Origin of the sequence: Panacibacter microcysteis, from assembly GCF_015831355.1 — a bacterium.
GTDB lineage: Bacteria > Bacteroidota > Bacteroidia > Chitinophagales > Chitinophagaceae > Panacibacter > Panacibacter microcysteis.
The window spans coordinates 1,611,684-1,635,593 of record NZ_JADWYR010000001.1; the positions used below are offsets into that span (position 1 = coordinate 1,611,684).

A 23,910-nucleotide genomic window follows, 5' to 3' on the forward strand; every position below is an offset into this window, starting at 1 on the left:
CGTCGCACTCTTGTACTGCAGTGCTTTTTGCAGCAGGTTCAACCAAACCTTATATTTTCCCGGCAGCTTTTTTTGCCGTGTTTTTTTTGGCAACAGCTTCAACCCTGTACAGTACCAGTTTGGTTACCAGGTCTGCGGGCAGCGGTTTATTCAGCGGGAACTGAACGGTGCCTTTGCCTGATGTTTTATAATCTGCAAATGCTTTATCAAATACCGGATTGCCCGAAGGAAAAGGATACATGCTAATGTGGTTTTTAAAACCTGCGAAATAGATCAGATAGGTATCGTGCAGGTTATAAGCCGCCATTCCATAGCTGATGGTTTCTGCTGCCTGCGGTACAAGTTTCCTGATCAGTGACCGTACCTGCTGAAGATATGCTTTTGTTACGGCAGGAAAACTATTGATGTATTCATCTATGTTTGCAGGTTTGGCAGGCATATCTTTTGCATTGTTTATGACGAAAGTTATTAACAAAACCTGATGCCTGCAATATCACCAGTTTATTTTTAAAATATGGCATGACTGTAACCGCAGCCTGCAGATGCCATAAAAACCGAACGTACAAGTGAGTGACACAACGGAAGCTTAACAGTATTACTAAAGCTGGTAACCAACACTTAAAACCTGAACTGTAACCTGAGCGTTAGTACATTGTCTTTTATATCGGTTGTATAGCCTTCCAGTGCCGAATTTTCGTTTTTAACCACATCATACCAGGCCACCAATTTAAGATTGTCATCAAAATAATGAATGTAACCTACGCCAATTGTATTATACCTGATGTCTGCAGGATGTGCATTGGCGGCGGTGTTTATCCCGGTGCCGGAAAGCCCGGTATTTGGATCGAGCCAGTCGTATTTAACGCCTAACTGGTTGTGTGTATCAAACGAATGTAGTAGGTAAAAAAAGGCGCCGTTGAATTTTCTTGTGTAATATGGATCTGTGGTAAAGATTGCCGCAGGTGTTTCGTTTGAAGCTGCAGATGCTGTTTGTGTACCCCACCAGTATTCACCGCGTATCTCTGTGGCGCCGTCGTTACCATGTTTCCATTTTAGTTGTGCATCTGCACCATAGTATTTGCGAGGCAGTTTCCTGCCAATGTTTGCCTGGCTTGAATCCGGAGTAAAATGGCCGGATTTGTCGAGTGTATAGAGGTATTTATCTGCCTGTATAAGACCGCCGTTGAAATAGGAAAGACCTGCAGAAAGGAGCAGGTTTTTTTGTACCGGAACCGGTTTTAGCGAGGCACGGCTGATGAAATCTTTGTACGAATCGTAGTCTGCCGTGGCATTTAAACCTGGGCCGTTGAATACACCGGCATCAAGTTTTACATACCTGAGCCAGTTTGTTTTACCGCGGGGTTCAAATGAGATCATTGCACCAAGGTCGCGTTCAACTTTCATCAATGATTGAGACATACGACCACGCTCAGGCGATTCCCTGTCACCGGAGCCGAGGTTAAGTTCGTACCCGAAAGGCCTGGCAAAAAGACCGGCAGTAAAAGAGAAAAGTTTAGTATTATTTTCCAAGATTCTGCCCCAGAAATCGCGGGTAAAAAAGCCTCTTTCTGAACCGTCGAACTGGAAAACAAATTGAACAGAGGGTTTTTTTGTGTCGCTGAAATGCACATAATCTATGCGCAGGCGACCCCGGCGCATGCTAAAGCGGTTGTTTACATTGGGGGCAAAATCTCCACCCGCATAGCTTTTAGCGCCCTTGGTTTGAATAGTCTGAAACTGTGGCTGCATATAACCGCTGATTTTTACACGGTCATATTTTTTAAAGATGGAAAGCATCCCTTTCCCCATATCTTTTGTTGTATCTACCATATCCATTAAAAACTGGCTGTTGGAACTAAAAGAGGATATCAAAAAAACCGAAATAAACATTGCGGTTCTTAACAATTTATTCATAAAATGATAATATTCGGCAAAAGTAAAATTGCCGGGAAAACCCTATATTAAGAAATTGTTACCAAACTTAACATTGCCGGTTTGCCTGCACAAGGAATATAATTTTGCCAAAACTTTTTTATGGCGTTAAACCTCCTCAAACTTTTTACTCCAAAGGATAAAGTCTTTTATTCATTGTTTGAAGAAATAGCAAATACGGTTGCAAAAATGGGTACGGTACTTAAACAGCTTGTTTACGAAACTGACCTTGAAAAGCGTAACGCAATGGTTTCCCAGCTTGAAACCATGGAACACATTAATGATGAACTTACCCATAAAGTTTTTACTGAATTAGGCCGCAATTTTATTACGCCATTTGACCGGGAAGATATCCACTACCTGGCAAGTGCACTTGATGATATCGCAGACTATATATACAATGCTGCCAAAAAAATAAGATTCTACCGTGTTAACCCAAATGATCCGGGTATTCAAAAAATGGCCGACCTTATTGAAATGAGTTCTGAGCATGTAAAGAGCGCAGTTATGGAGCTGCGTAACATGCGCAATATGAGACAGATAACAGATGCTCTTGTAAAAGTTAACAGTATTGAAAACCAGGCTGATGATGTATACGACATGAGCATTGACCGCCTGTTTGAAACAGAGCCTGATGCCAAAGAGGTGATCAAGAAAAGAGAGATCTACCAGGCTATGGAAAATGCTACAGATAAATGTGAGGACGCCGGGAATGTGATTGAATCAATCATCGTTAAATACGCTTAGCCAGGCATTTAACCGGCTTTTTACAAACCTCCTCAGCTTAACTGATATTATGTCTACATTATTAGTAATCATTATTATACTGGCAATTGGCTTTGATTTTATTAATGGGTTTCATGATGCAGCCAACTCAATTGCTACAATCGTTTCAACCAAAGTACTAACACCCTTCCAGGCCGTTGTCTGGGCAGCATTTTTTAACTTCCTGGCATTTTTTATATTCAGCGATCACAGCGTGGCCAACACTGTTGCCAAAACCGTACATGAAGGCAGTTACGACTTATACGTGGTACTGGCCGGTGTAATTGCAGCCATTATCTGGAACCTGCTTACCTGGTGGTATGGTATACCTTCATCCTCTTCTCATACACTCATTGGAGGTTTTGCCGGTGCAGCGGTTGCACACGCTGGCTTCAGTGGTGTAAACTGGAGCCTGGACGGCGGTATAAGTCTTACACTGCTGTTCATACTGCTTGCACCCATAATCGGTATGATCATCTCCATGTTTATTACCCTGGTAACTATTCAAAAGAACTTCTGGTTAAAAATATCCATCATTATCGCCGTAGTATCAAGCTGTCTTATATTCATCAAATTCAAAAAGCCATTTGAGTTTTGGGCATTGCTTGTGCTGGGTGTAATATTTGTGGCGTCTTACTTCTACAACTACCTTAAAGGCGAAAACGCTTACAAGACCGCCGGTATGTACAAAAGCCTGCAGCTGGTTTCTTCGGCAAGCTTTAGTATTGGCCATGGTGGTAGCGATGCGCAAAAAGTAATGGGTATTATCGGTGCTGCTATGGTTGCAGAGCATTACATTCCATCTATTGCAGATATACCCGCCTGGGTGCCTTTTGTCTGCTATTCTGCTATAGGCCTGGGTACTATGAGTGGCGGTTGGAAAATTGTAAAAACCATGGGTACTAAAATTACCAAAGTTACCCCGCTGGAAGGTGTTTGTGCAGAAACAGCAGGTGCTATTACCTTATTTACTGCAGCTAATCTTGGTGCACCCGTAAGTACTACACATACCATCACAGGCTCTATCGTGGGTGTGGGGGCTACAAAGCGTTTAAGTGCTGTACGCTGGGGTGTTACGGTTAATCTTGTGTGGGCCTGGGTGCTTACCATTCCGGTAAGCGGCTTACTGGCTGCCGGCATTTATTCTCTCATTAAGCTTTTTGTATAGCGGGTTATGTAGTTAAGTTTTACTTATTTTGCAGCACCAAAATACGCATATGCAAAAAATTCTCGTTACGGGTGGCTGCGGTTTTATTGGTTCTCATACAGTTGTAGACCTCATAGAAAATGGTTTCGACGTTATTTCAATCGACGATAATTCCCGTTCAACAACCTACCTGCTGGATGGCATCGAAAAAATTACCGGCAAAAAACTCAAGAACTATAAAGTAGACCTCAAAAATTTTGATGAAACGCTTGCCGTTTTCCAGGAGAATGAAGATATAACCGGCGTAATTCATTTTGCAGCCTTCAAGGCTGTAGGTGAGTCAGTAGAAAAGCCACTGGAATATTTCGAGAACAACCTCTTTTCCCTTATCAACCTATTGAAATGTGTAAGAGAGTTTTCAATACCCAATTTTGTTTTTTCCTCTTCCTGTACGGTATATGGCAATCCTGATGCAATTCCGGTTACAGAAGAATCGCCGATAAAAAAAGCAGAATCTCCTTATGGCGCCACCAAGCAAATGGGCGAAGATATTATCCGCGAATTTGCAAGGGCACACAACTCAAAATCTATTTTACTGCGGTACTTTAACCCGGTTGGTGCACACCCAACCACACTTATTGGCGAGTTACCCGTAGGCAGACCGCAAAACCTGGTACCTGCTATTACACAAACCGCCATTGGCAAAATTCCGCAAATGAGCGTATGGGGCAGTGATTATGATACAAGAGACGGAAGCTGTGTGAGAGATTATGTGCATGTTTGCGATATAGCTCATGCCCACACACTGGCATTGCAGTACCTGATGGCCAATAAGAACAAAACGGTTTGCGACGTGTTCAATCTTGGTACAGGCAATGGCGTTACCGTATTGGAAGCCATAAAAGCATTCGAGAAAGTATCTGGTGTAAAACTCAATTATAATATTGCGCCGCGCAGACCGGGCGATGTGGTGGCTATTTATGCCAACAATGATTTCGCGGTACAATCACTCGGCTGGAACATTCAGTACGACCTCGAAGATATGATGCGCACCGCCTGGCAATGGGAACTAAGGGTAAAGGAAGACGAAGCACTCATCAGTAAGCAGAACGCAAGTCTGAATTAAATAAAATTGGGTAGCCGGCAGCGGTGCTTATGGCATCGCCTGTTGTGTCACTCACTTGTACTTTAGGAACAATAATGAACAGCCCCGGGAACACAATCCGGCGTACTGTTCAGGCAACAGAAGCAGACCGGCTCCGCAGCCCAAAGCTCACCAGTGTTATGCAGTACAAGAGTGCGACGCAACGATGCTGAGGAGCCATCCCAATGCCCGGTACAAAAGCATAAACACTTATAATCAATATAATCATGCTCAAAGACATTCAGGTTTTAAATGAAAAGGAAACACGTGGTGGTTTTGGAGAAGGTATATACGAAGCAGGTAAGAAAAACGACAAAGTAGTGGTACTTACTGCAGACCTTGCAGGATCACTTAAACTTGGTCCTTTTATAAAAGACTTTCCTAACAGGTTTGTACAATGCGGTATAGCAGAAGCAAACATGATGGGCATTGCGGCAGGTTTAACGATTGGTGGTCACATACCCTATACTACCACGTTTGCCAATTTCAGCACCGGCAGGGTGTACGACCAGATTCGTCAGAGCATTGCATACAGCGGTAAAAATGTAAAAATTTGTGCAAGCCATGCCGGCCTTACATTGGGCGAAGATGGCGCCACACACCAGATACTGGAAGATATTGGGTTAATGAAAATGCTGCCGGGTATGACGGTTATTGTACCCTGCGATTTTAACCAGACAAAAGCTGCAACCATAGCCATTGCAGACTACGAGGGCCCGGTTTATCTGCGTTTTGGCCGTCCCAAATGGCCAAATTTTACAAAAGAAGATGGCAGCGATTTTGTAATTGGTAAAGCACAGGTAGTGGGGGAAGGTAGCGATGTTAGCATTTTTGCCTGTGGGCACCTGGTTTGGAAAGCAATTGAAGCAGGGCGTATACTGGAAGAAAAAGGATACACGGTAGACCTGGTAAACATTCATACCATAAAGCCGCTCGACGAAGCTGCGATCATTGCTTCTATTACTAAAACGGGTTGCGCAGTTACCTGCGAGGAGCACAACATACTGGGTGGCCTTGGTGAAAGCGTGGCAAGAGTGGCGGGTGCAAACAAACCCGTACCAATAGAAATGGTTGGCACCAAAGACACATTTGGCGAAAGCGGAAAGCCGGAAGAACTGTTAAAAAAATATGGGCTGGATACACCGGATATCGTGGCCGCTGCAGAAAAGGCCATTGCCAGAAAAAAAGGATAAAACAGCTTTTGATATTAAACCTTCATAAGAAAAACTCATCTTTTGTACGGGTGAGTTTTTTATTTTTATAGCCTAAAGCAAACTCTGCATGCATGCTGATGACAAGGAACTTTTAAATGATTTCAGGCACGCTGAAACGAAGGAACGGGCATTTACGGCGATTATAAAAAAATACCAGGAAAAGCTTTACTGGCATATACGCAGAATGGTGATCGATCATGATGATGCAAATGACGTATTACAGAATATGTTTATAAAGGTATGGAACGGGCTAAATAATTTCAGGGAAGACAGCCAGTTGTATACATGGTTGTACCGCATTGCAACAAATGAGTCGCTTACTTTTATTGAGCAGTCAAAAAAACGGGCATCAATAAGCCTGAGTGATGTGGAAACGGGCCTCGCAAATAAAATTGTGGCAGATAAAAATTTCGATGCCAACAAACTGGAATGGAAATTACAAATAGCCATACAACAGTTGCCTGAGAAGCAACGTATTGTTTTCAACCTGCGGTATTATGATGAAATGCCTTACGAAGAAATGAGCAGGGTGTTGGAAACAAGTGAAGGAGCTTTAAAAGCAAGCTACCATCACGCAGCCCGTAAGATTGAAGAGTACATAAAAAACAATTAAACTTATATTGCCCCTGCTGGTCTAACAATTTGTTAAAATGGCTATCGCAAATCACATACAGGAAGAATTAAGACAAATAGCCCCGTCCATTGCCAACATGGATAGGGTATACCCCTATGTTGTTCCGCCAGGTTATTTTGAACAGTTGGCTGATCGGGCATTGGATCATGCAATGGAAGGCGAAATACTAAGGCAAACAAAAGTGCTCGCAGCAGGCCCTGCACATGAGGTGCCTGCAGGTTACTTCGATAACCTGGCCGGGCTGATCATGGAAAAAATTCAGCAACAAAATAATTCCCGCGGTGAATTTTATGATGAGTTACAGGAAGTAGCGCCTTTGCTGAATAAAATAAGTAAAGAAAATATCTACCATGTACCGCCACAATATTTTGAAGATGTATTGCCTGCAAAAGTGCCGGCCCCTCCACAACAGGCTAAAGTTGTAGCCATGGGTGCAGCAGGCAATGTTAAAAGATGGATCAGTTACGCCGCCGCAGCAGCAGTTATGCTCTTCATTTCCACCACATCTTTCCTGTATGTAAACCACAGAATGAAACATGCCGCACATGCACTAACGGTAGAGCAAAGACTGGCTACCTTAAAAGATGAAGAGATACTCAGGTATCTTAAAAATGACGTGGGAGAAGGTGATTTTAATGCTACAAATTTTTCGGAAGAGAACCCTGATATAAATCATCTTCTTATTCATGCAAGTGATGCTGAAATCGAACGATACCTTGATGCAGAGCAGGAAAACAGTGATGAAAATACCAGCGGTATTTAAATAGCCTTAAAGATGAAAAAATTTTTTATTATTATTTCTTTATTATGTTTCCATAATTATATTTGTGTCGCTCAGACACAATCTAACGATAATTCGAACAAAGCTGAAGACGTAACGGTTGCCTACATGACGAAGGAACTGAACCTGACTCCTGATGAATCCAAAAAATTCTGGCCCGTTTACAACAATTATTTCAAAGAAATAAGAGAAGCAAAGAGTCATTTTGGTAATGATGAAGTTGCATTTGAAGAGCGAAAAGTGCAAATACGCAAAAAGTACCAGGGGCAATTCAGATCCGTACTCAACTCCGACAAAAGAGTCAACAAGGTTTTCGTATCTGAAAAAAATCTCCGCGATCTGTTTAGAAAAGAATGGCAGGACAGGCAAAGAAGAAAAAAATTTCCCGGTGCCAAAGCACAGCGTGGTGTAATAAGACAAAGAAGAGTAAATTAATTTAAATAGGTGTTTTTCATAGGTTAGCAACGGCCAGCTCTTTCCAGGGCGGGCCTATTTTTTTGCAGGCCTTTACCGTTACAACTGTGTTATGGCAGCTCTTTAATTTTGATATTTCTAAAAAATATGGGAGCACCGGCGTGTTTGCCCTGCAATCCAATACGGCCCTCCAGTGGCAAAGTAGCAAGTGGGTTTGTTAGCCATGCAGGTATATCTGTACCATCCGGGTTCTTTTTAGCAGAAGTATACAAACTCATGTCAAACTCGTTTACCAGTTCACCATTCAGCACGATCCAGATTTTTCTGCCAATGCATGTTATGGTATAATGGTTCCATTCGCCTGGTTTCTTTACTGTTCTTTTGCTGGCTGCCTGGTGGCCAAATACAGCTGCACATTGCCAGGTAGGGTTTGCCTTACTCCACTGTGCAGAATAATCATCTGCAATTTGTATTTCTACAGAATGCGGTATCCACTCCTGCATATCGGTTGCATGCACTACTACACCACTATTGGTACCATCAGCATTTTTAAATTCAAGGTCCAGTACAAAATTGTTGTATACTTTTTCGCTCCACAATGCCTCGTCGGCACTGGCAGTAAACACACCGTCCGTAACCGTCCAGACGTCGGCAGGAAATATTGCATTGGAAAGATCTGTTTTAAAAAGGTCTGTCCACCCTGCGCCAGAAGTAGAAGGGTGGCTGGCATGTTCATGCTGCGCCAAAGCTGCAAGGCATGTAAATGCGAGTATAATCAGTGAGAAACTTTTTTTCATATGGAAAGTTTTAGGAGCATATTAAAGTTAGTGAGCCTTTTGTTATTTGTACCTGTTTTTTCAGCATGGCTATGTTGTTCCGAATGTTACTACTGCTTCACTCTTTACAAAAAAGAATTGTAAACCGGGCGGCAGGCCGCATATAATAGCGTTCAAACTTTTTGCTGTATTGCGCTATTTCATTGTTGTTCAAAATGTAAAAAGCACCCTCATCAGCATTATCAACATACTGCATGCTCAAAGACCAGCGATGGTTGAGATCATTCAGCCACTTAATACGTTCATCATCGGTTTTAATCGTTTTATATTGCTCCGCGTATTCGGGCGGGTATATAAATTCAAAACCAAATACAATCCAGTCTTTCGGAAAAGGAATGGTTTTGTCAGGCATTTCAAATTCGTTCCAGCCTTGTTTGTAGGGGTACACAACAATACTGGTATCGGTAAGCTCTTTGCCGGGCATGCGGGCTTCATTGTCCCACTCATACCACCTAAGCCTCACTGGTATCTGCACAGCCGAAGACTTTTCATCAAGCAGCAGGCTTACCTTTTTTAAAAAAGCATTACGGCCGGTATTATTGTAATAGCGCGACATGATCACCAGCCTTGTTTCCGGGCCCGGGCCTACGTACTGTTTAATGCGGCCCGTTTTTTTGTTCAGTGTAAATTCTTCAAACCGCGGGCAGTTCGAAACAATCACCGGTTGCAGATCCTGGTCTTCACGCGCCATTTTAATAACAAGTGTATTCGCCAGGTCGCGGCTCCTAAGCACATATCTCACATATCCCAGGTATTGTATAATGATCGAATCATCCTGCGGCAGTGAGTCTTTCGAAACATTGAAATAACCGTTTACATCTGTGTAGGTAACTTTTTGTTTGTTTTGATAAAGCACAATTGCATAAGCCAGAGGTTTGTTATTCAGCGAGTCTACAACACGCGGTAAATTCACCTGTCCGTAAGCACTAAAAACACAGCCTGTCAATAAGATCAGCAAGAGCCTTTTCATGTACCGAAGTTATTATGCACACATGAATGTTTATGATATTTTTTATGGGCCCGGCAGCTGTACAGGTATGAAGCTTTTGTTGCGTCGCACTCTTGTACTGCATTGCATAATGCAACTGTTCCGGGCGTAGTTTCCGGTGTTTACATGGAACAGTCTCTGCAGGAACAACAGTTACAGGAGCAACTTATACAATTGCTATTCCATACTACCCGATAGCAATACCTGCCACGCAGCTGCAACATTTCCTGATTCAAGTAATTCCCGGGCATACAGGTGAAGTTCATGCTCCATTTCTTCCGGTGTTAATGCATAATACTGGAAAATATTTTTAAGGCGCGTGTCTTCAAATGTAGCGTCTACCCCAGGTATTTCATCAGCATTGGCCAGCATTCCCAGGTTATTGCCGGTAAGTACCCTGCTGTTTAAAATACTTTTGGGAAGCGCGTCTATACCAATGCCCAGCTTGGTATTCGGTTTGGGAACTTCAAACAGGTTGGTCTCGTTTACCCTGCAGTACCAGTTACCGCCAAGCCTCGCCACATGTTGCAGTTTTCGCTGGTCAATCATATCCTTGTTTTCGTTCAAAATTTCGTCAGCTACATGCATACATAGCACTTCTGCTATTACAAGATTGCCTGCGCCGCCTGCTGTTCCCAGTGGCTTTATCTCTGTTACGGCGCATTCCAGGTTTACTTTAGCTTCTTTCACCAGCGGAGGTTGTATGTATTTGCCGTTTGTCTTTGTAAAACCAGCTTTCACAAATTCATCTACACCTTTGGCAAACTCGCAGCTGGCGAGGCTTACCTGTTGTACCATGTCATAATCACAAATGCTTATTGCCACTTCAGGCAATTCATACAGGTTCTCCAGCGTATGTTTGGTCGAATTATCCCTTACCCTGCGGGCAGGTGAGAATACAACAATCGGCGGGTTGCTAGAAAACAGGTTGAAAAAACTGAAAGGGCTAAGGTTAACATGCCCGTTTTTATCTATTGTACTGGCAAATGCAATTGGCCGCGGGGCAATAGCATGCTGCAGCCAGTGCTGCCGCGCTGCAACTGTAAGGTCTTTCAGCTCGAGTGTTAGCATAAATGCTTTTTTATAGCACAAAATACACAACAAAACTGCGTAAACACCTCATATCAACTTCACTAATGCCGGGCGGTTAAAAAAAAGCTGCGTTCCCGAAAAATAATTAAGTGGAAATAATAAATGTCAAAATAACACTTATCTTTAAACCTCCTTAATCTTAACTTAGGTAAAACTTACTGTTATTATGAAGCATTTACGATTGCCCCTCTTACTCCTGTGTTTGTATGCTACCTCAGCAATTAATGCACAGCAGGCTACTGTTATGGTCAATGCCAGCCCAGGCAGCGCCACTACCATCAGCAAACATATTTATGGCCATTTTGCAGAGCACCTGGGCCGTTGTATATATGGTGGGTTTTATGTAGGCGATACCAGTAAAATACCCAATACTGCAGGTGTGCGTAACGATATTGTGGAAGCGTTGAAAAAACTGCAGATACCAAACCTGCGCTGGCCGGGTGGCTGCTTTGCCGATACATACCACTGGAAAGACGGCGTAGGCCCTAAAGACAAAAGACCTTCTATTGTAAATACCAACTGGGGCAATGTTACAGAAGATAACAGCTTCGGTACACACGACTTTCTCAATATGTGCAAATTGCTGAATGCAGATCCTTACATTTCCGGTAACGTAGGCAGCGGTACGGCACAGGAACTTGCAGACTGGGTTCAATACACCAATTTCGAAAACAAAAGCCCTATGAGCGACTGGCGCAGACAAAACGGCCAGGACCAGCCATGGAACGTAAAATTCTGGGGTATTGGTAATGAAGCATGGGGTTGTGGTGGAAATATGACTGCAGAATATTATGCCAATGAATACCGCAAGTTTGCCACTTTCATGCCCAATTCTGCCAAAGCGCCATTGTACCGCATAGCCTCTGGCGCAAGCGGTGCAGACTACAACTGGACAGAAACACTCATGAAAAATATTCCGCACTGGATGCTTTCAGGTGTTGGTGTGCACCACTATTCGGTAATAGACTGGAACAAGAAAAGTTCGGCAACAGATTACAGCGAAGCACAATATTTCCTTACCATGAAAGAAGCATGGAAAATGGAAGAAATTGTAACAAAACACGCCGCTGTAATGGATAAATATGACCCCCAGAAAAAAGTAGCCATGATTGTAGATGAGTGGGGCGGCTGGTACGATGTAGAACCCAATACAAATCCAGGTTTTTTATACCAACAAAATACAATGCGCGATGCAATGATTGCAGGTATAACACTCAACACCTTCAATAACCATGCAGACCGCGTACGCATGGCCAACCTGGCACAATGCGTAAATGTTTTGCAGGCCGTTATTCTTACCGATAAAGAAAAAATGATCCTTACACCTACTTACCATGTAATGGAAATGTACAAAGTGCACCAGGACGCTACGCTGCTGCCCATACAACTGGCAACGAGCGATTACGTGGTTGGTACAGAAAAATTACCTGCCGTTACGGCTTCTGCATCAAAAGATGCGGGTGGTAAAACACATATTTCGCTTACCAATATCGATACAAAAAATACGCAGGTAATAACCATCAATATCGAAGGCGGGCAATATACATCAGTAACGGGCCGTATCCTCACTTCAAACAAATTACAGAACTATAATTCATTTGAAGAGCCGGATAAAATAAAGCCCGCTGCATTTAACGGCGCGTCTTTAAAAGGCAATGCTTTAACGTTAAAACTGCCACCATTCTCCGTAGTGGTACTGGAACTTAAATAAAAAGAGCAGATTTTTGGTGCCCGGCACCAGTGCATGTGGCATCGCCTGTTGCGTCGCACTCTTGTACACGCAGATCAATGATGGGCAACACGATGTGTGTTTGCAAAATGTAGTTGCGTGTACGGTGTTGTGTAACCACTGCTAAAACCAATTGTATTTATAGAACCGGAACGCTGCAGCCGCCATAGAATGGGAACGCACAAGTGAGTGACACAACAGGCGATGCCATAGTAATCCATAGCTGATTAACAAATACTAATACCTGCTTTTATATGAAAATAAAACACTGGCTTGGCGCGGTATTGCTGTGTATTGCAACGATTGCTTACCCCCAGCATACATTTACCGTAAAGGCCAACAAACCTATAGCAGACATTGCACCAACCATGTGGGGAATTTTTTTTGAAGACATCAACCTTGGTGCAGACGGCGGCATTTACGCAGAACTGGTGAAGAACCGTTCATTTGAATTCAACAATCCCCTGATGGGCTGGAGCATAAAGATGTCTGACAAAACAGACCCGCAGGTAGCAGGTATGAACCCGCCCGTGCTTGTGGTGAACAGGAAAGAACACACCGCTAATCCAAGATATATTCATGTTACGGTTGATAATGCAGTAAAAGGAGATTTTCTCTTATCCAATGAGGGTTTCAGGGGTATGGGCATAAAGAAAGATATACGTTATGATTTTTCTGTAATGTACCACCAGGCAACTGCTGGCGTAAAGTTGCACATAGCACTGTCAGACTCTGCGGGTAAAGAGCTGGGTAGTACAACCATCACGCCTGCAGAAACGGGTATTGGATGGCATAAAGCCACAGCAGCTTTTACCGCTAATGCAACAGTGATGAGGGGCAGGATGAATATTTGGTTTGAGGGCAACGGAGCAATAGACCTGGATATGGTTTCTTTATTTCCATCAGACACATGGAAAGGGCGGCCGGGTGGTATGCGTGCAGACATGGTACAAAAACTCGCAGATCTTAAGCCAGGTTTTATTCGTTTTCCGGGCGGCTGCATAGTAGAAGGTTACGACCTGGAGCACCGCTACCAATGGAAGAAAACTGTCGGCCCCATAGAAGAACGGCAACTGATCATTAACCGGTGGAACACAGAGTTTGCACACAGGCCGGCACCGGATTATTTCCAGACCTTTGGTTTGGGCTTTTTTGAATATTTCCAGTTGGCCGAAGATATTGGCGCCGCTCCATTACCAATTATCAACTGTGGTATGGCATGCCAGTTCAATTCCAAAGAAGTGGTGCCTATGGATGATCTGCAACCTTACATACAGGATGCGCTTGATCTTATAGAATTTGCAAATGGCGATGTGGCAAGCACCTGGGGCAAGGTTCGTGCAGCAATGGGGCACCCGGCGCCATTCAATCTTACCATGATGGGTATTGGCAACGAAAACTGGGGGCCGCAATATTTGGAAAGACTAAAGGCATTTACAAAAGCCATCAAAGAGAAATACCCTGCTATTAAACTTATCAACAGTTCGGGTTTTGCACCGGATGGCGCATTATTCAATTACCTGGATATAGAACTGCGAAACATGCAGGCAGACTTTATAGATGAACATTATTACAGGTCACCCGAATGGTTTTATGCCAATGTAAAACGCTACGATACTTTTCCGCGGAATAACACAAAAATCTTTGCCGGTGAATATGCATCTCATGTAGACGGTACAAAAGGCGATCAGAAAAACTGTTGGCTCTCAGCTATCTCTGAAGCTGCCTTTATGACCGGCCTGGAGCGTAATGCAGCAGTGGTGAATATGGCCTCTTATGCGCCGTTGTTTGCGCATGTGGATGGCTGGCAATGGACACCAGATCTTATTTGGGTAAATAACCTCGAATCTTATGGCACACCAGATTATTATGTGCAACAAATGTATACACTGAATAAAGGCAATAAAGTAGTGCCCGTTACACTTAACAATGAAGTTGTGGCCGGGCAGGACAGCCTGTATGCAACCGCCGCAATAGACACAGTAAAACGGGAAGTGATTATTAAAGTAGTAAACGCTTCCGCAAAGCCGCAGGAAAATACAATAATATTGGAAGGTGCCGGCAAAACAGCAGCGCAGGCAACAGTCATCAGCATGCAAAGCAATGATCTGCTTGCGGTAAACTCTTTTACATCACCCACCAATATATCTCCCAAAACCTCAGTAATGAATGTTAAGGGAAAAAAGATCAGTGTAAAGGCTGCGCCTTATTCATTCACCATTTTTAGGATCGGTATGCAATAACAGTATGAAGAAATTACTAATATCTGCAGCATTATTTTATTCAACAGTTATACAGGCACAGGTTGCTGGTAAACCACCTATGGGTTGGAACAGTTATAACTGTTACGGGTCTGCTGTTCATGAAGATGAAGTAAAAGCCAATGCTGATTATGTTGCAGCCAACCTTAAGCAGTTTGGCTGGAACTACGTGGTGGTGGATTTCTTATGGTCGTACGACAACCCGGCCGGCAGTAAAATCGGCAACCCATTTCAGCAACAGTTGTATGACGGTTCTTACGTGCCCTGGCTTGCGATGGATGATTATGGCAGGCTATTGCCTACACCCAATAAATTTCCTTCTGCATTTGGCGGCAAAGGCTTTAAACCACTGGGCGACTACGTACATTCGCTCGGCTTGCAATTTGGCATACATGTAATGCGCGGCATACCCCGCCAGGCTGTATGGGCAAAATCGAAGGTATTGGGTGCAAACGGTATTACCGCAGACATGATAGCAGATACATCATCTACCTGCCCCTGGATGAACCATATGTACGGGTTAAATATGCGTAAACCTGGTGCACAGGAATACCTCAATGCTATACTTAACCTGTATGCATCGTGGGGGGTAGATTTTATTAAAGTAGATGATATTGCACGGCCATACAGCGCCGCAGAAATCGAAGGCTATAAAAAGGCGATTGCGCAATGCGGCAGGCCAATGGTACTTAGTATTTCTCCGGGCGAAACACCTGTGGCACAGGCAACCCATGTGCAGGCGAACGCCAATATGTGGCGCATGGCAGACGACTTTTGGGATAGCTGGGACCAAATGCTGAAAATGTTCGACTATGCCCGGGCTTGGGAAGGAACAGGCGGAGCAGGGCACTGGCCGGATTGCGATATGATACAGATTGGTAAACTCTCCAAACGCGGGCCGGTTGGGCCCGAACGTTATAGCAGGTTTACAGAAGATGAACTTTACACACACATGAGTTTCTGGTGTATATTCCGTTCTCCGCTGATGTTGGGCGGCAACTTACCCGAAAACAGGAATATAGAACGAACACTCTTTACAAATGATGAAATCATTGCTGTAAACCAGCAGGGTGAAAACCCGAAACAGCTTTATAAGAAGGATGGAAACATGGCCTGGTATTCGCAGGTACAGGGCAGTAAAGATTTGTATGTGGCCTTATTCAATATTGCAGACAGTGCCCATGCAGTTACTTTAGATTTTGCACAGCTAGGTCTGAAAGGTAAGGTTGCCGTAAGAGATCTGTGGAAAAAGCAGGATGCAGGCGTATTCAAAAAATCCTTCACGCAGCGAATAAATGCACACGGGGCAATGGTTATTAAATTGCACGCTGAGTAGGCGGGCAACAACAATTCATCTAAACGTCGGGTTATAACGGGCAATTTTTTTACTGTACTTTTAAAACTTCAAAAGGCACATATGAAATTCGGCACATTTATTTTTTCAACTGCAATGGCAGCAATCATGTCTGGTTGTGGTCAGCAAACAAAAAGTGAAGGGGAAACTACCATGAAAGCAGGCATTTCCAAAGAAAGCTGGGGCAATGTGGATAATGACAGTGTTTACCTCTATACGCTTACCAATGCAAAAGGGACAGTCGTAAAGATTACCAACTACGGTGGTATTGTAACTTCGTTTGTTACGGAAGATAAAGCCGGCAATAAATCAAACATTGTATTAGGCTTCGATAGTCTTGCAGGCTACCTGGAGAAACCACCATATTTTGGTGCACTTATAGGCCGGTATGGTAACCGGATAGGCGATGCAACATTTACGCTTGATGGCAAAGAGTATAAGCTTGCTGCCAACAATGGTAAAAATGCGCTGCATGGCGGTTTAAAAGGTTTTGATAAAGTTGTGTGGACACCAACTGTAATGAACGATACCATTCCTACATTAATGCTTAGCTATATGAGTAAAGATGGCGAAGAAGGCTACCCCGGAAACCTGAAAGTGATGGTTCATTATACGCTTACCAATGATGATGAACTGAAAATTGAATATAGCGCAACAACAGATAAGGCCACGCCTGTAAATCTTACCAACCACAGCTACTTTAATCTTACCGGCGATGTAAACAATACTATTCTCGGGCATACATTAATGATTGCTGCAGACCATTACACACCTGTTGATACAACATTAATACCCACAGGAGAAATAAAAGCAGTAAAAGGCACACCATTCGACTTTACGGCCGCCAAACCAATAGGCAAGGACATCGATTCAGTGCCGGGCGGTTACGATCATAATTTTGTACTAAACAATAAAGATGGCTCGCTGCAAAAAGTGGCTGTACTGGCAGATTCAGTAAGCGGCAGAACGCTGGAGGTATATACAACAGAACCCGGTTTGCAGTTTTATACCGGCAATTTTTTAGATGGTAAGTTTACCGTAAACGGTACACCGGTAAAATACAGAACAGCGCTGTGCCTGGAAACACAGCATTTTCCCGATTCGCCAAATAAACCGGAGTTCCCTTCTACCATTTTACAGCCTGGTACAACGTACCAGTCAACCACCATTTACAAAGTGGTAAAATAGCAACTTTTGGTTCTTTCCGGCTGCAGCGCTATGCCGCGTAAAAAAGCTTCTTTACATTTGGGGCCTGCATGTATAAGCCGGCCGCCACGCAGTATCGTTGATGATTATTGCAAAGGAGTACAAGAGTGCGACGCAACAACAGTCGGTTAAGGAACAGAAAGCCGGGCTCATAACAACAATAAAACATAATAATATCATGAAGTTTTTTATTGACACAGCAAACCTCGATCATATAAGAGAGGCACATGCATTAGGAATATTGGATGGTGTTACCACCAACCCGTCATTAATGGCAAAAGAAGGTATCAAAGGCACAGAAGCAATCAACAACCATTATAAGACCATCTGCGAAATTGTTGACGGAGACATTAGCGCAGAAGTACTGGGCACAGATTTTAACACCATTGTGGAAGAAGGTAAAGTGCTTGCTGCATTGCACCCCAACATCGTGGTTAAAGTGCCTATGATTAAAGATGGTGTAAAAGCCATTAAATGGTTTACAGACAATGGCATTAAAACAAACTGCACACTCGTGTTCTCTGCAGGCCAGGCCATACTGGCTGCAAAAGCAGGCGCAACATACGTTTCGCCGTTTATTGGCCGTATAGACGACAGCGGTTGGGATGGTATGCAACTCATCAGCCAGATTGCCAATATTTACACGCTGCAGGGTTTCGAAACACAGATACTCGCCGCTTCTATACGCAATGCGAACCACATTATACAATGCGCAGAGGCAGGTGCAGATGTCATCACATCACCACTTGAGCCCATACTCGGTTTATTAAAACATCCGTTAACAGACTTAGGTCTTGAAAAGTTTTTGGAAGACGCTAAAAAGATGGGCTAGTTTTTTACATGAGACAGGCTTTTGAATAAGCATGAAGCATCGTTGCGTCGCACACTTGTACTGCATTACTGTGCGCAGCAACGATGCCTTTTTTATAAATCCGTACATGCACTAACATAATCGATCTCTTTTACTCATGAGTATAAAAGCATTTCTGTTTGATCTTAACGGAACAATGGTAGACGATATGGAATACCATGCGCGTGCATGGAGCGATATTTTAAACAATGATCTGCAGGCTGGCCTTAGCTATGCACAGGTCAAAGAGCAGATGTATGGCAAAAATGAAGAGCTGCTGGTACGCATTTTTGGAAAAGATCATTTTCTGCCTTCGCGTATGCAGGAACTGTCTGTAGAAAAAGAACGGCGCTACCAGGCTGCATTTTTGCCTGAACTGAAACTCATTGCAGGCCTAAACGATTTTCTTGCGTCTGCAAAACAGGAAAATATTAAAATGGCAATAGGTTCTGCAGCCATTACTTTCAATATAGACTTTGTGCTCGATAATTTGCATATACGCGATTATTTTAAAGCCATTGTAAGTGCAGATGATGTGGCCATAAGCAAGCCACACCCGGAAACCTTTTTGAAGTGCGCCGCACAGCTAAATGTTTTGCCGCATGAGTGTATTGTGTTTGAAGATGCCCCAAAAGGTGTGGAAGCTGCACAAAATGCGGGTATGAAAACCGTGGTATTAACAACCATGCATGGCAAAGAAGAGTTTTCGGCATACAGCAATATCATTGCGTTTATCAGCGATTATACCGCATCCCAACCGCAGGATTTCCTGGTTGATTAAAAAATAAATGTAGTATTTACACTTATTCAAAAAAGCTTTATCTTGCTGCAATAAAGCTTGCTGTTTCATTATGTCATCATCATACGTTATAGGAGTTGATTACGGTTCAGATTCTGTCCGTTCAATTATTGTAGATGCTTCCAACGGAACCGAGATCGCTTCCGCCGTTTTTTATTATCCCAGGTGGAAGAAAGGCCTGTATTGCAATCCTGCAGAAAATCAGTTCAGGCAGCACCCGCTCGATTACATAGAAGGGCTTGAAACAACGATCAAAGATTGTTTGGCCAAAGCCGGCAAAAACATTGCCGCAAACGTAACGGCAATATCGGTAGATACAACAGGCTCCACACCGGTGGCAGTTGATAAAACAGGCACTCCCCTGGCGCTTACACCAGGTTTTGAAGAAAACCCGCATGCCATGTTTGTATTGTGGAAAGATCATACTGCAACAGGTGAGGCAGCAGAGATCAATGCACATGCCACCAGATACCCCATTAATTATTTGCAGTATGTAGGTGGTATTTATTCATCAGAATGGTTCTGGGCCAAATTGCTGAGGATATTGCGCACAGATGAAAATGTACGTGCTGCCTGCTGCTCATGGGTAGAGCATTGCGACTGGATTCCGTTTCTCCTGACAGGTGGCACAGATATAAAACAAATGAAACGCGGCGTATGTTCTGCGGGGCACAAGGCTTTGTGGGCAGCTGAATTCAATGGTTTGCCGCCCGCAACATTCTTTAAGGAACTAGATCCGTTGTTAGATGGCTTTACAGAGAAATTATTTACTGAAACATATACGGCCGACCAGGCCGCTGGAAAGATTGCACCTGAATGGGCATCCCGCCTGGGCCTGCCTGCAGATGTTGTAATTGGCGTAGGCGCCTTTGATGCGCACATGGGTGCTGTTGGCGGGCAAATTGAACCGTACCACCTCAGTAAGGTTATGGGTACTTCCACATGCGATATGCTGGTAGCACCGGTGGAAGAAGTAGAAGGCACACTTGTAAAAGGTATTTGCGGCCAGGTGCCCGGTTCTGTAATACCGGGCATGATGGGTATGGAAGCCGGTCAGTCTGCTTTTGGAGATACCTATGCATGGTTTAAACAAATCCTCCGGTGGCCTTTGCAGTTGTTGTCAGCGTCTGCTGTAATAGATGAAGCAACGGCGGCAGCCCTGCAGGAAGAACTGGGCAATAAGATTATCAAAGAACTTTCTGAGGCGGCGGCAAAACTGCCGTTAAAAGAAACAGATGAGATTGCGGTCGACTGGCTCAATGGCCGGCGCACGCCTGATGCAAACCAGGTTGTAAAAGCCGCGATCAGCGGGTTAAATCTTGGTACAGATGCGCCGCGTATTTTTAAGGCCCTCGTAGAAGCAACATGCTTCGGTGCCAAGGCAATCGTTGATCGCTTTGTGGAAGAAGGTGTGCCTGTAAAAGGGCTTATTGGTTTGGGTGGCGTTGCAAGAAAAGCGCCCTACATTATGCAGGTAATGGCAGATGTAATGAACATGCCCATCCGTATTCACCGGTCTGAGCAAACCTGTGCGGCAGGTGCAGCAATGTTTGCAGCAACGGCAGCCGGTTTATACAACAAGGTAGAAGATGCAATGGCGGCAATGGGTCAGGGGTTCGATATGGAGTATCAACCTAACCCCGTTACAGCTCCGATATACGCAAAGCGTTATGAGCGGTATAAAGCATTGGGTAAGTGCATCAGTTAGCCGGCAACCAGCGTGCATAATACACAATGAATAATGCATCAGTCTTATCAACAGCTAATGTTGAAAGCATTGGTTCATGCAGCGCAAACAGGTACATTACATGCTATTGCTCATATTCATTTTATTGTTTCATAAATAATGAAGTACGAACACATACAACAGGAAGCATACGAAGCAAACATGCAGTTACCAAAACTCGGGCTGGTACTTTTTACCTTTGGTAATGTAAGTGCTGCAGACAAAAACTTAGGCGTGTTTGCTATAAAACCAAGCGGCGTACCGTACGCAGATCTTTCACCGGATAAAATGGTGATCGTCGATTTCGACGGCAATATTGCAGAAGGTTCTTTACGGCCTTCCTCCGATACAAAAACACACGCAGTTTTATATAAACACTGGAATGGTATCGGCGGTATTGTGCATACGCATTCCACTTATGCCACCGCATGGGCGCAGGCACAAAGAGATATTCCTATATTCGGTACAACACATGCAGATCATAACACGACCGATATTCCCTGCGCACCACCAATGAATGATGAAATGATCAAAGGAAATTATGAATATGAAACCGGTTTCCAGATCATTAATTGTTTCAATGAGCGTAGGCTTGATTATAAAGAAACCGAAATGATGCTGGTAGGCAATCACGCCCCTTTTACCTGGGGTAAGAATGCCGCAAAAGCAGTGTATAACAGTGCAGTGCTGGAGCAGATAGCTCAAATGGCCTTGTTCACAGAACAGATCAATAACAACGCACCACGGCTGAAAGATGCATTGATCAAAAAACATTTTGAACGCAAGCACGGGCCAGACAGTTATTACGGGCAATAAAGAAATTTTTTGGAGCCGGACAATTGAATAAGCATGAAACATTCGTTGCGTCGCACTCTTGTACTGTTGTACCAATTGCAGCTTTTGATACTGAAGATGCTAACTCGAAGAATACATAGTTGACCATAAAAATCCTGACGATTATGAAGCGGATTATTTTTTCTTTCTCCTTGCTAAGCGCAGTCCTGGTTGCCACAGGTCAGCACAAAGATTATCCCATACAGGCAGTGCCTTTTACCAGTGTAAAGCTTACAGATAATTTTTGGATGCCACGCATCAAAATGAACCACACCGTTACCATTCCGGCTTCGTTTGAACGTTGTGAAAGCACTGGTCGTGTAAAGAATTTTGTAATGGCAGCCAACAAAAGCGGTAAGTTTTGTACAGTGTATCCTTTCGACGATACAGATATTTACAAAACCATTGAAGGCGCATCTTACTCACTCAGTTTATTTCCCGATGCCAAATTGGATAAATACCTCGATTCACTCATTACAATCGTAGGTAAAGCACAGGAGCCGGATGGCTACCTGTATACCGCAAGAACCATAGACCCGGTAAATGTCGGGCCGTGGCTGGGTAAGGAAAGATGGGAGAAAGAAAGAGAGCTAAGTCACGAATTATACAACGCTGGCCATTTGTACGAAGCTGCAGCCGCGCACTATATTGCTACCGGCAAAAAAAACCTGCTTGATATTGCATTGAAAAATGCAGACCTCGTTTGTAGCGTTTTTGGTCCCGGCAAAAGGCATGTGGCACCCGGCCATGAGATTGTAGAAATGGGCCTGGTAAAGTTGTACCGCATAACGGGAAAGCCCGAATACCTTGCCACAGCAAAAGATTTTGTAGAATACCGTGGCCACTACAACGGTTACGATTCTACCAGCAAAGATCAATGGAAGAATGGCAAATACTGGCAGGATGATGTACCGGTTGCACAACAGCGGGAAGCTGTTGGCCACGCAGTACGGGCCGGCTACCTGTATTCAGGTGTGGCTGATATTGCTGCCCTTACGGGTGATAAAGCGTTGCTTACAGCAATAGACAGTATCTGGGCAAATGTGGTAAGCAAAAAAATGTACGTGCAGGGCGGCACCGGTGCCATAGGCGATGGTGAGCGTTACGGAGAAAACTATGAATTACCCAACGAAACAGCTTACAACGAAACATGTGCCGCCATATCAAACATTTTCTGGAATGAGCGTATGTTCCAGTTGCATGGCGATGCAAAATATATTGACGTACTGGAGAAGATATTGTACAACGGTTTTATTTCGGGTATTGGCCTCGATGGCAAATCGTTTTTTTATACGAATGCCATGCAGATCAAAAATACATTCGATCACCGGGATATGGAATCAGCCCGTTCCGGCTGGTTTGTGTGCTCCTGCTGCCCTACCAACGACTTAAGGTTACTGCCATCTATACCTGGTTATGTATATGCACAGAAAGATGATCAGTTGTATGTAAACCTCTTTATTAACGGCAATGCAACGATGAAAATAATGGGTAAAGATGTTGCTGTGGAACAGCAGAACAACTACCCCTGGAGCGGAGATCTGAAATTCATTGTAAATCCTAAAAAACCTGCTGCATTTGCTATGCTGGTACGTATACCAGGCTGGGCAAAAGGTGTGGCTATACCTTCTGACCTCTACGCTTTTAAAAACAACATGCGTACACAGGTGCAGGTACCCATTACAATAAACGGGCAGCCGGTAGAATACGAAATGCAAAACGGGTATGCGGTCATCAAAAGAACATGGAAAAAAGACGATGTGGTAGAAGTAAAACTGCCAATGGATGTAGAACGTGTAGTGGCAAACAATAAAGTAAAAGATGACATTAATAAAGTTGCTTTGCAGCGTGGCCCTATTATTTATTGTGCGGAGTGGGCAGACAATAATGGGAAGGCAACAAATATCATTATACCCGATGCGGCAGCTTTTACCGCATCATTTAAAGCGGATATGTTGAATGGCATTGAAATATTGCAGGCACAGGTGCCGGTTGTAGAAGTGAAAAACAATCAAACCATTCAAACCGAACAAAAAACATTAACGGCTATTCCTTATTATGCATGGGCAAACAGGGGTAAAGGCGAAATGATGATCTGGTTTCCGGAAAAAGTTACGGCCGTAGACCTGTTGGCAGGTGAGCCCCATATACCAGAACCCGACAAATAACAGTTGCCGGGAAAAGTGCCATACCAATTTGTAAAA

General features: G+C 43.8%; 21 protein-coding genes. 16 read left to right on the forward strand and 5 right to left on the reverse strand.

The features are described from left to right. Nucleotides 1–49: 49 nt before the first annotated feature. On the reverse strand, nucleotides 50–439 hold the full coding sequence (locus I5907_RS06590; RefSeq protein WP_196989919.1) for an iron chaperone: 390 nt from the start codon (nucleotides 437–439) through the stop codon (nucleotides 50–52). Nucleotides 440–618: 179 nt separating this feature from the next. Continuing rightward, nucleotides 619–1,914 (reverse strand): porin, encoded by a 1,296-nt coding sequence (locus I5907_RS06595; RefSeq protein ID WP_231401986.1) that lies wholly within the window; start codon nucleotides 1,912–1,914, stop codon nucleotides 619–621. A gap of 120 nt (nucleotides 1,915–2,034) precedes the next feature. Between I5907_RS06595 and I5907_RS06600 the strand changes: the two genes are divergently transcribed. The 7 genes from I5907_RS06600 to I5907_RS06630 all read left to right on the forward strand — a co-directional run bounded on the left by I5907_RS06600 (nucleotide 2,035) and on the right by I5907_RS06630 (nucleotide 8,052). After that, nucleotides 2,035–2,679: a DUF47 domain-containing protein gene (locus tag I5907_RS06600; protein WP_196989920.1), complete on the forward strand. Its 645-nt coding sequence runs from the start codon at nucleotides 2,035–2,037 to the stop codon at nucleotides 2,677–2,679. 49 nt (nucleotides 2,680–2,728) lie between these two features. Beyond that, entirely contained in the window at nucleotides 2,729–3,865 is a 1,137-nt protein-coding gene (locus I5907_RS06605; RefSeq protein WP_196989921.1) for an inorganic phosphate transporter, read from the forward strand. A gap of 49 nt (nucleotides 3,866–3,914) precedes the next feature. Next, a complete protein-coding gene (galE, locus tag I5907_RS06610; protein ID WP_196989922.1) occupies nucleotides 3,915–4,970 on the forward strand; it encodes a UDP-glucose 4-epimerase GalE in 1,056 nt (351 codons plus the stop codon). A gap of 245 nt (nucleotides 4,971–5,215) precedes the next feature. Continuing rightward, nucleotides 5,216–6,181, forward strand: a complete 966-nt coding sequence (locus I5907_RS06615; protein ID WP_196989923.1) for a transketolase family protein — start codon at nucleotides 5,216–5,218, stop codon at nucleotides 6,179–6,181. Between the two features lie 88 nt (nucleotides 6,182–6,269). Then, the gene (locus I5907_RS06620; RefSeq protein WP_196989924.1) at nucleotides 6,270–6,815 is read left to right on the forward strand and encodes an RNA polymerase sigma factor; all 546 of its coding nucleotides are present in this window, start codon (nucleotides 6,270–6,272) and stop codon (nucleotides 6,813–6,815) included. Nucleotides 6,816–6,852: 37 nt separating this feature from the next. Continuing rightward, the gene (locus I5907_RS06625) at nucleotides 6,853–7,599 is read left to right on the forward strand and encodes a hypothetical protein (protein ID WP_196989925.1); all 747 of its coding nucleotides are present in this window, start codon (nucleotides 6,853–6,855) and stop codon (nucleotides 7,597–7,599) included. A 12-nt stretch (nucleotides 7,600–7,611) separates the two neighbouring features. Continuing rightward, nucleotides 7,612–8,052: a hypothetical protein gene (locus tag I5907_RS06630; RefSeq protein WP_196989926.1), complete on the forward strand. Its 441-nt coding sequence runs from the start codon at nucleotides 7,612–7,614 to the stop codon at nucleotides 8,050–8,052. A gap of 89 nt (nucleotides 8,053–8,141) precedes the next feature. On the opposite strand, the gene I5907_RS06635 is transcribed toward I5907_RS06630, so the two are convergent. From I5907_RS06635 to I5907_RS06645, 3 genes are all read right to left on the reverse strand, one after another. Continuing rightward, nucleotides 8,142–8,828, reverse strand: a complete 687-nt coding sequence (locus I5907_RS06635; protein WP_196989927.1) for a 3-keto-disaccharide hydrolase — start codon at nucleotides 8,826–8,828, stop codon at nucleotides 8,142–8,144. A 97-nt stretch (nucleotides 8,829–8,925) separates the two neighbouring features. Next, the gene (locus I5907_RS06640; protein ID WP_196989928.1) at nucleotides 8,926–9,837 is read right to left on the reverse strand and encodes a carboxypeptidase-like regulatory domain-containing protein; all 912 of its coding nucleotides are present in this window, start codon (nucleotides 9,835–9,837) and stop codon (nucleotides 8,926–8,928) included. 195 nt (nucleotides 9,838–10,032) lie between these two features. Beyond that, on the reverse strand, nucleotides 10,033–10,926 hold the full coding sequence (locus tag I5907_RS06645) for a flavin reductase family protein (protein WP_196989929.1): 894 nt from the start codon (nucleotides 10,924–10,926) through the stop codon (nucleotides 10,033–10,035). Between the two features lie 187 nt (nucleotides 10,927–11,113). Here I5907_RS06645 and I5907_RS06650 point away from each other — a divergent pair, with 187 nt between their 5' ends. The 9 genes from I5907_RS06650 (at nucleotide 11,114) to I5907_RS06690 (ending at nucleotide 23,874) form a co-directional block, all read left to right on the forward strand. Beyond that, nucleotides 11,114–12,658, forward strand: a complete 1,545-nt coding sequence (locus tag I5907_RS06650; protein ID WP_196989930.1) for an alpha-N-arabinofuranosidase — start codon at nucleotides 11,114–11,116, stop codon at nucleotides 12,656–12,658. A gap of 272 nt (nucleotides 12,659–12,930) precedes the next feature. Continuing rightward, nucleotides 12,931–14,919 (forward strand): alpha-L-arabinofuranosidase C-terminal domain-containing protein, encoded by a 1,989-nt coding sequence (locus I5907_RS06655; RefSeq protein ID WP_196989931.1) that lies wholly within the window; start codon nucleotides 12,931–12,933, stop codon nucleotides 14,917–14,919. A gap of 4 nt (nucleotides 14,920–14,923) precedes the next feature. Beyond that, on the forward strand, nucleotides 14,924–16,273 hold the full coding sequence (locus I5907_RS06660) for a glycoside hydrolase family 27 protein (protein ID WP_196989932.1): 1,350 nt from the start codon (nucleotides 14,924–14,926) through the stop codon (nucleotides 16,271–16,273). An 81-nt stretch (nucleotides 16,274–16,354) separates the two neighbouring features. Continuing rightward, nucleotides 16,355–17,479, forward strand: coding sequence for an aldose epimerase family protein (locus tag I5907_RS06665; protein ID WP_196989933.1), 1,125 nt, complete (start codon nucleotides 16,355–16,357; stop codon nucleotides 17,477–17,479). Nucleotides 17,480–17,675: 196 nt separating this feature from the next. Further along, nucleotides 17,676–18,329 carry a fructose-6-phosphate aldolase gene (fsa, locus tag I5907_RS06670; RefSeq protein WP_196989934.1) on the forward strand — a complete coding sequence of 218 codons (654 nt, stop codon included), beginning with the start codon at nucleotides 17,676–17,678 and terminating at the stop codon, nucleotides 18,327–18,329. 136 nt (nucleotides 18,330–18,465) lie between these two features. Further along, nucleotides 18,466–19,128 (forward strand): HAD family hydrolase, encoded by a 663-nt coding sequence (locus I5907_RS06675; RefSeq protein WP_196989935.1) that lies wholly within the window; start codon nucleotides 18,466–18,468, stop codon nucleotides 19,126–19,128. 70 nt (nucleotides 19,129–19,198) lie between these two features. Next, on the forward strand, nucleotides 19,199–20,854 hold the full coding sequence (locus I5907_RS06680) for a ribulokinase (RefSeq protein ID WP_196989936.1): 1,656 nt from the start codon (nucleotides 19,199–19,201) through the stop codon (nucleotides 20,852–20,854). A gap of 138 nt (nucleotides 20,855–20,992) precedes the next feature. Further along, nucleotides 20,993–21,688, forward strand: coding sequence for an L-ribulose-5-phosphate 4-epimerase (locus I5907_RS06685; protein WP_196989937.1), 696 nt, complete (start codon nucleotides 20,993–20,995; stop codon nucleotides 21,686–21,688). A 143-nt stretch (nucleotides 21,689–21,831) separates the two neighbouring features. Further along, nucleotides 21,832–23,874: a glycoside hydrolase family 127 protein gene (locus tag I5907_RS06690; RefSeq protein WP_196989938.1), complete on the forward strand. Its 2,043-nt coding sequence runs from the start codon at nucleotides 21,832–21,834 to the stop codon at nucleotides 23,872–23,874. Nucleotides 23,875–23,910 lie beyond the last annotated feature (36 nt).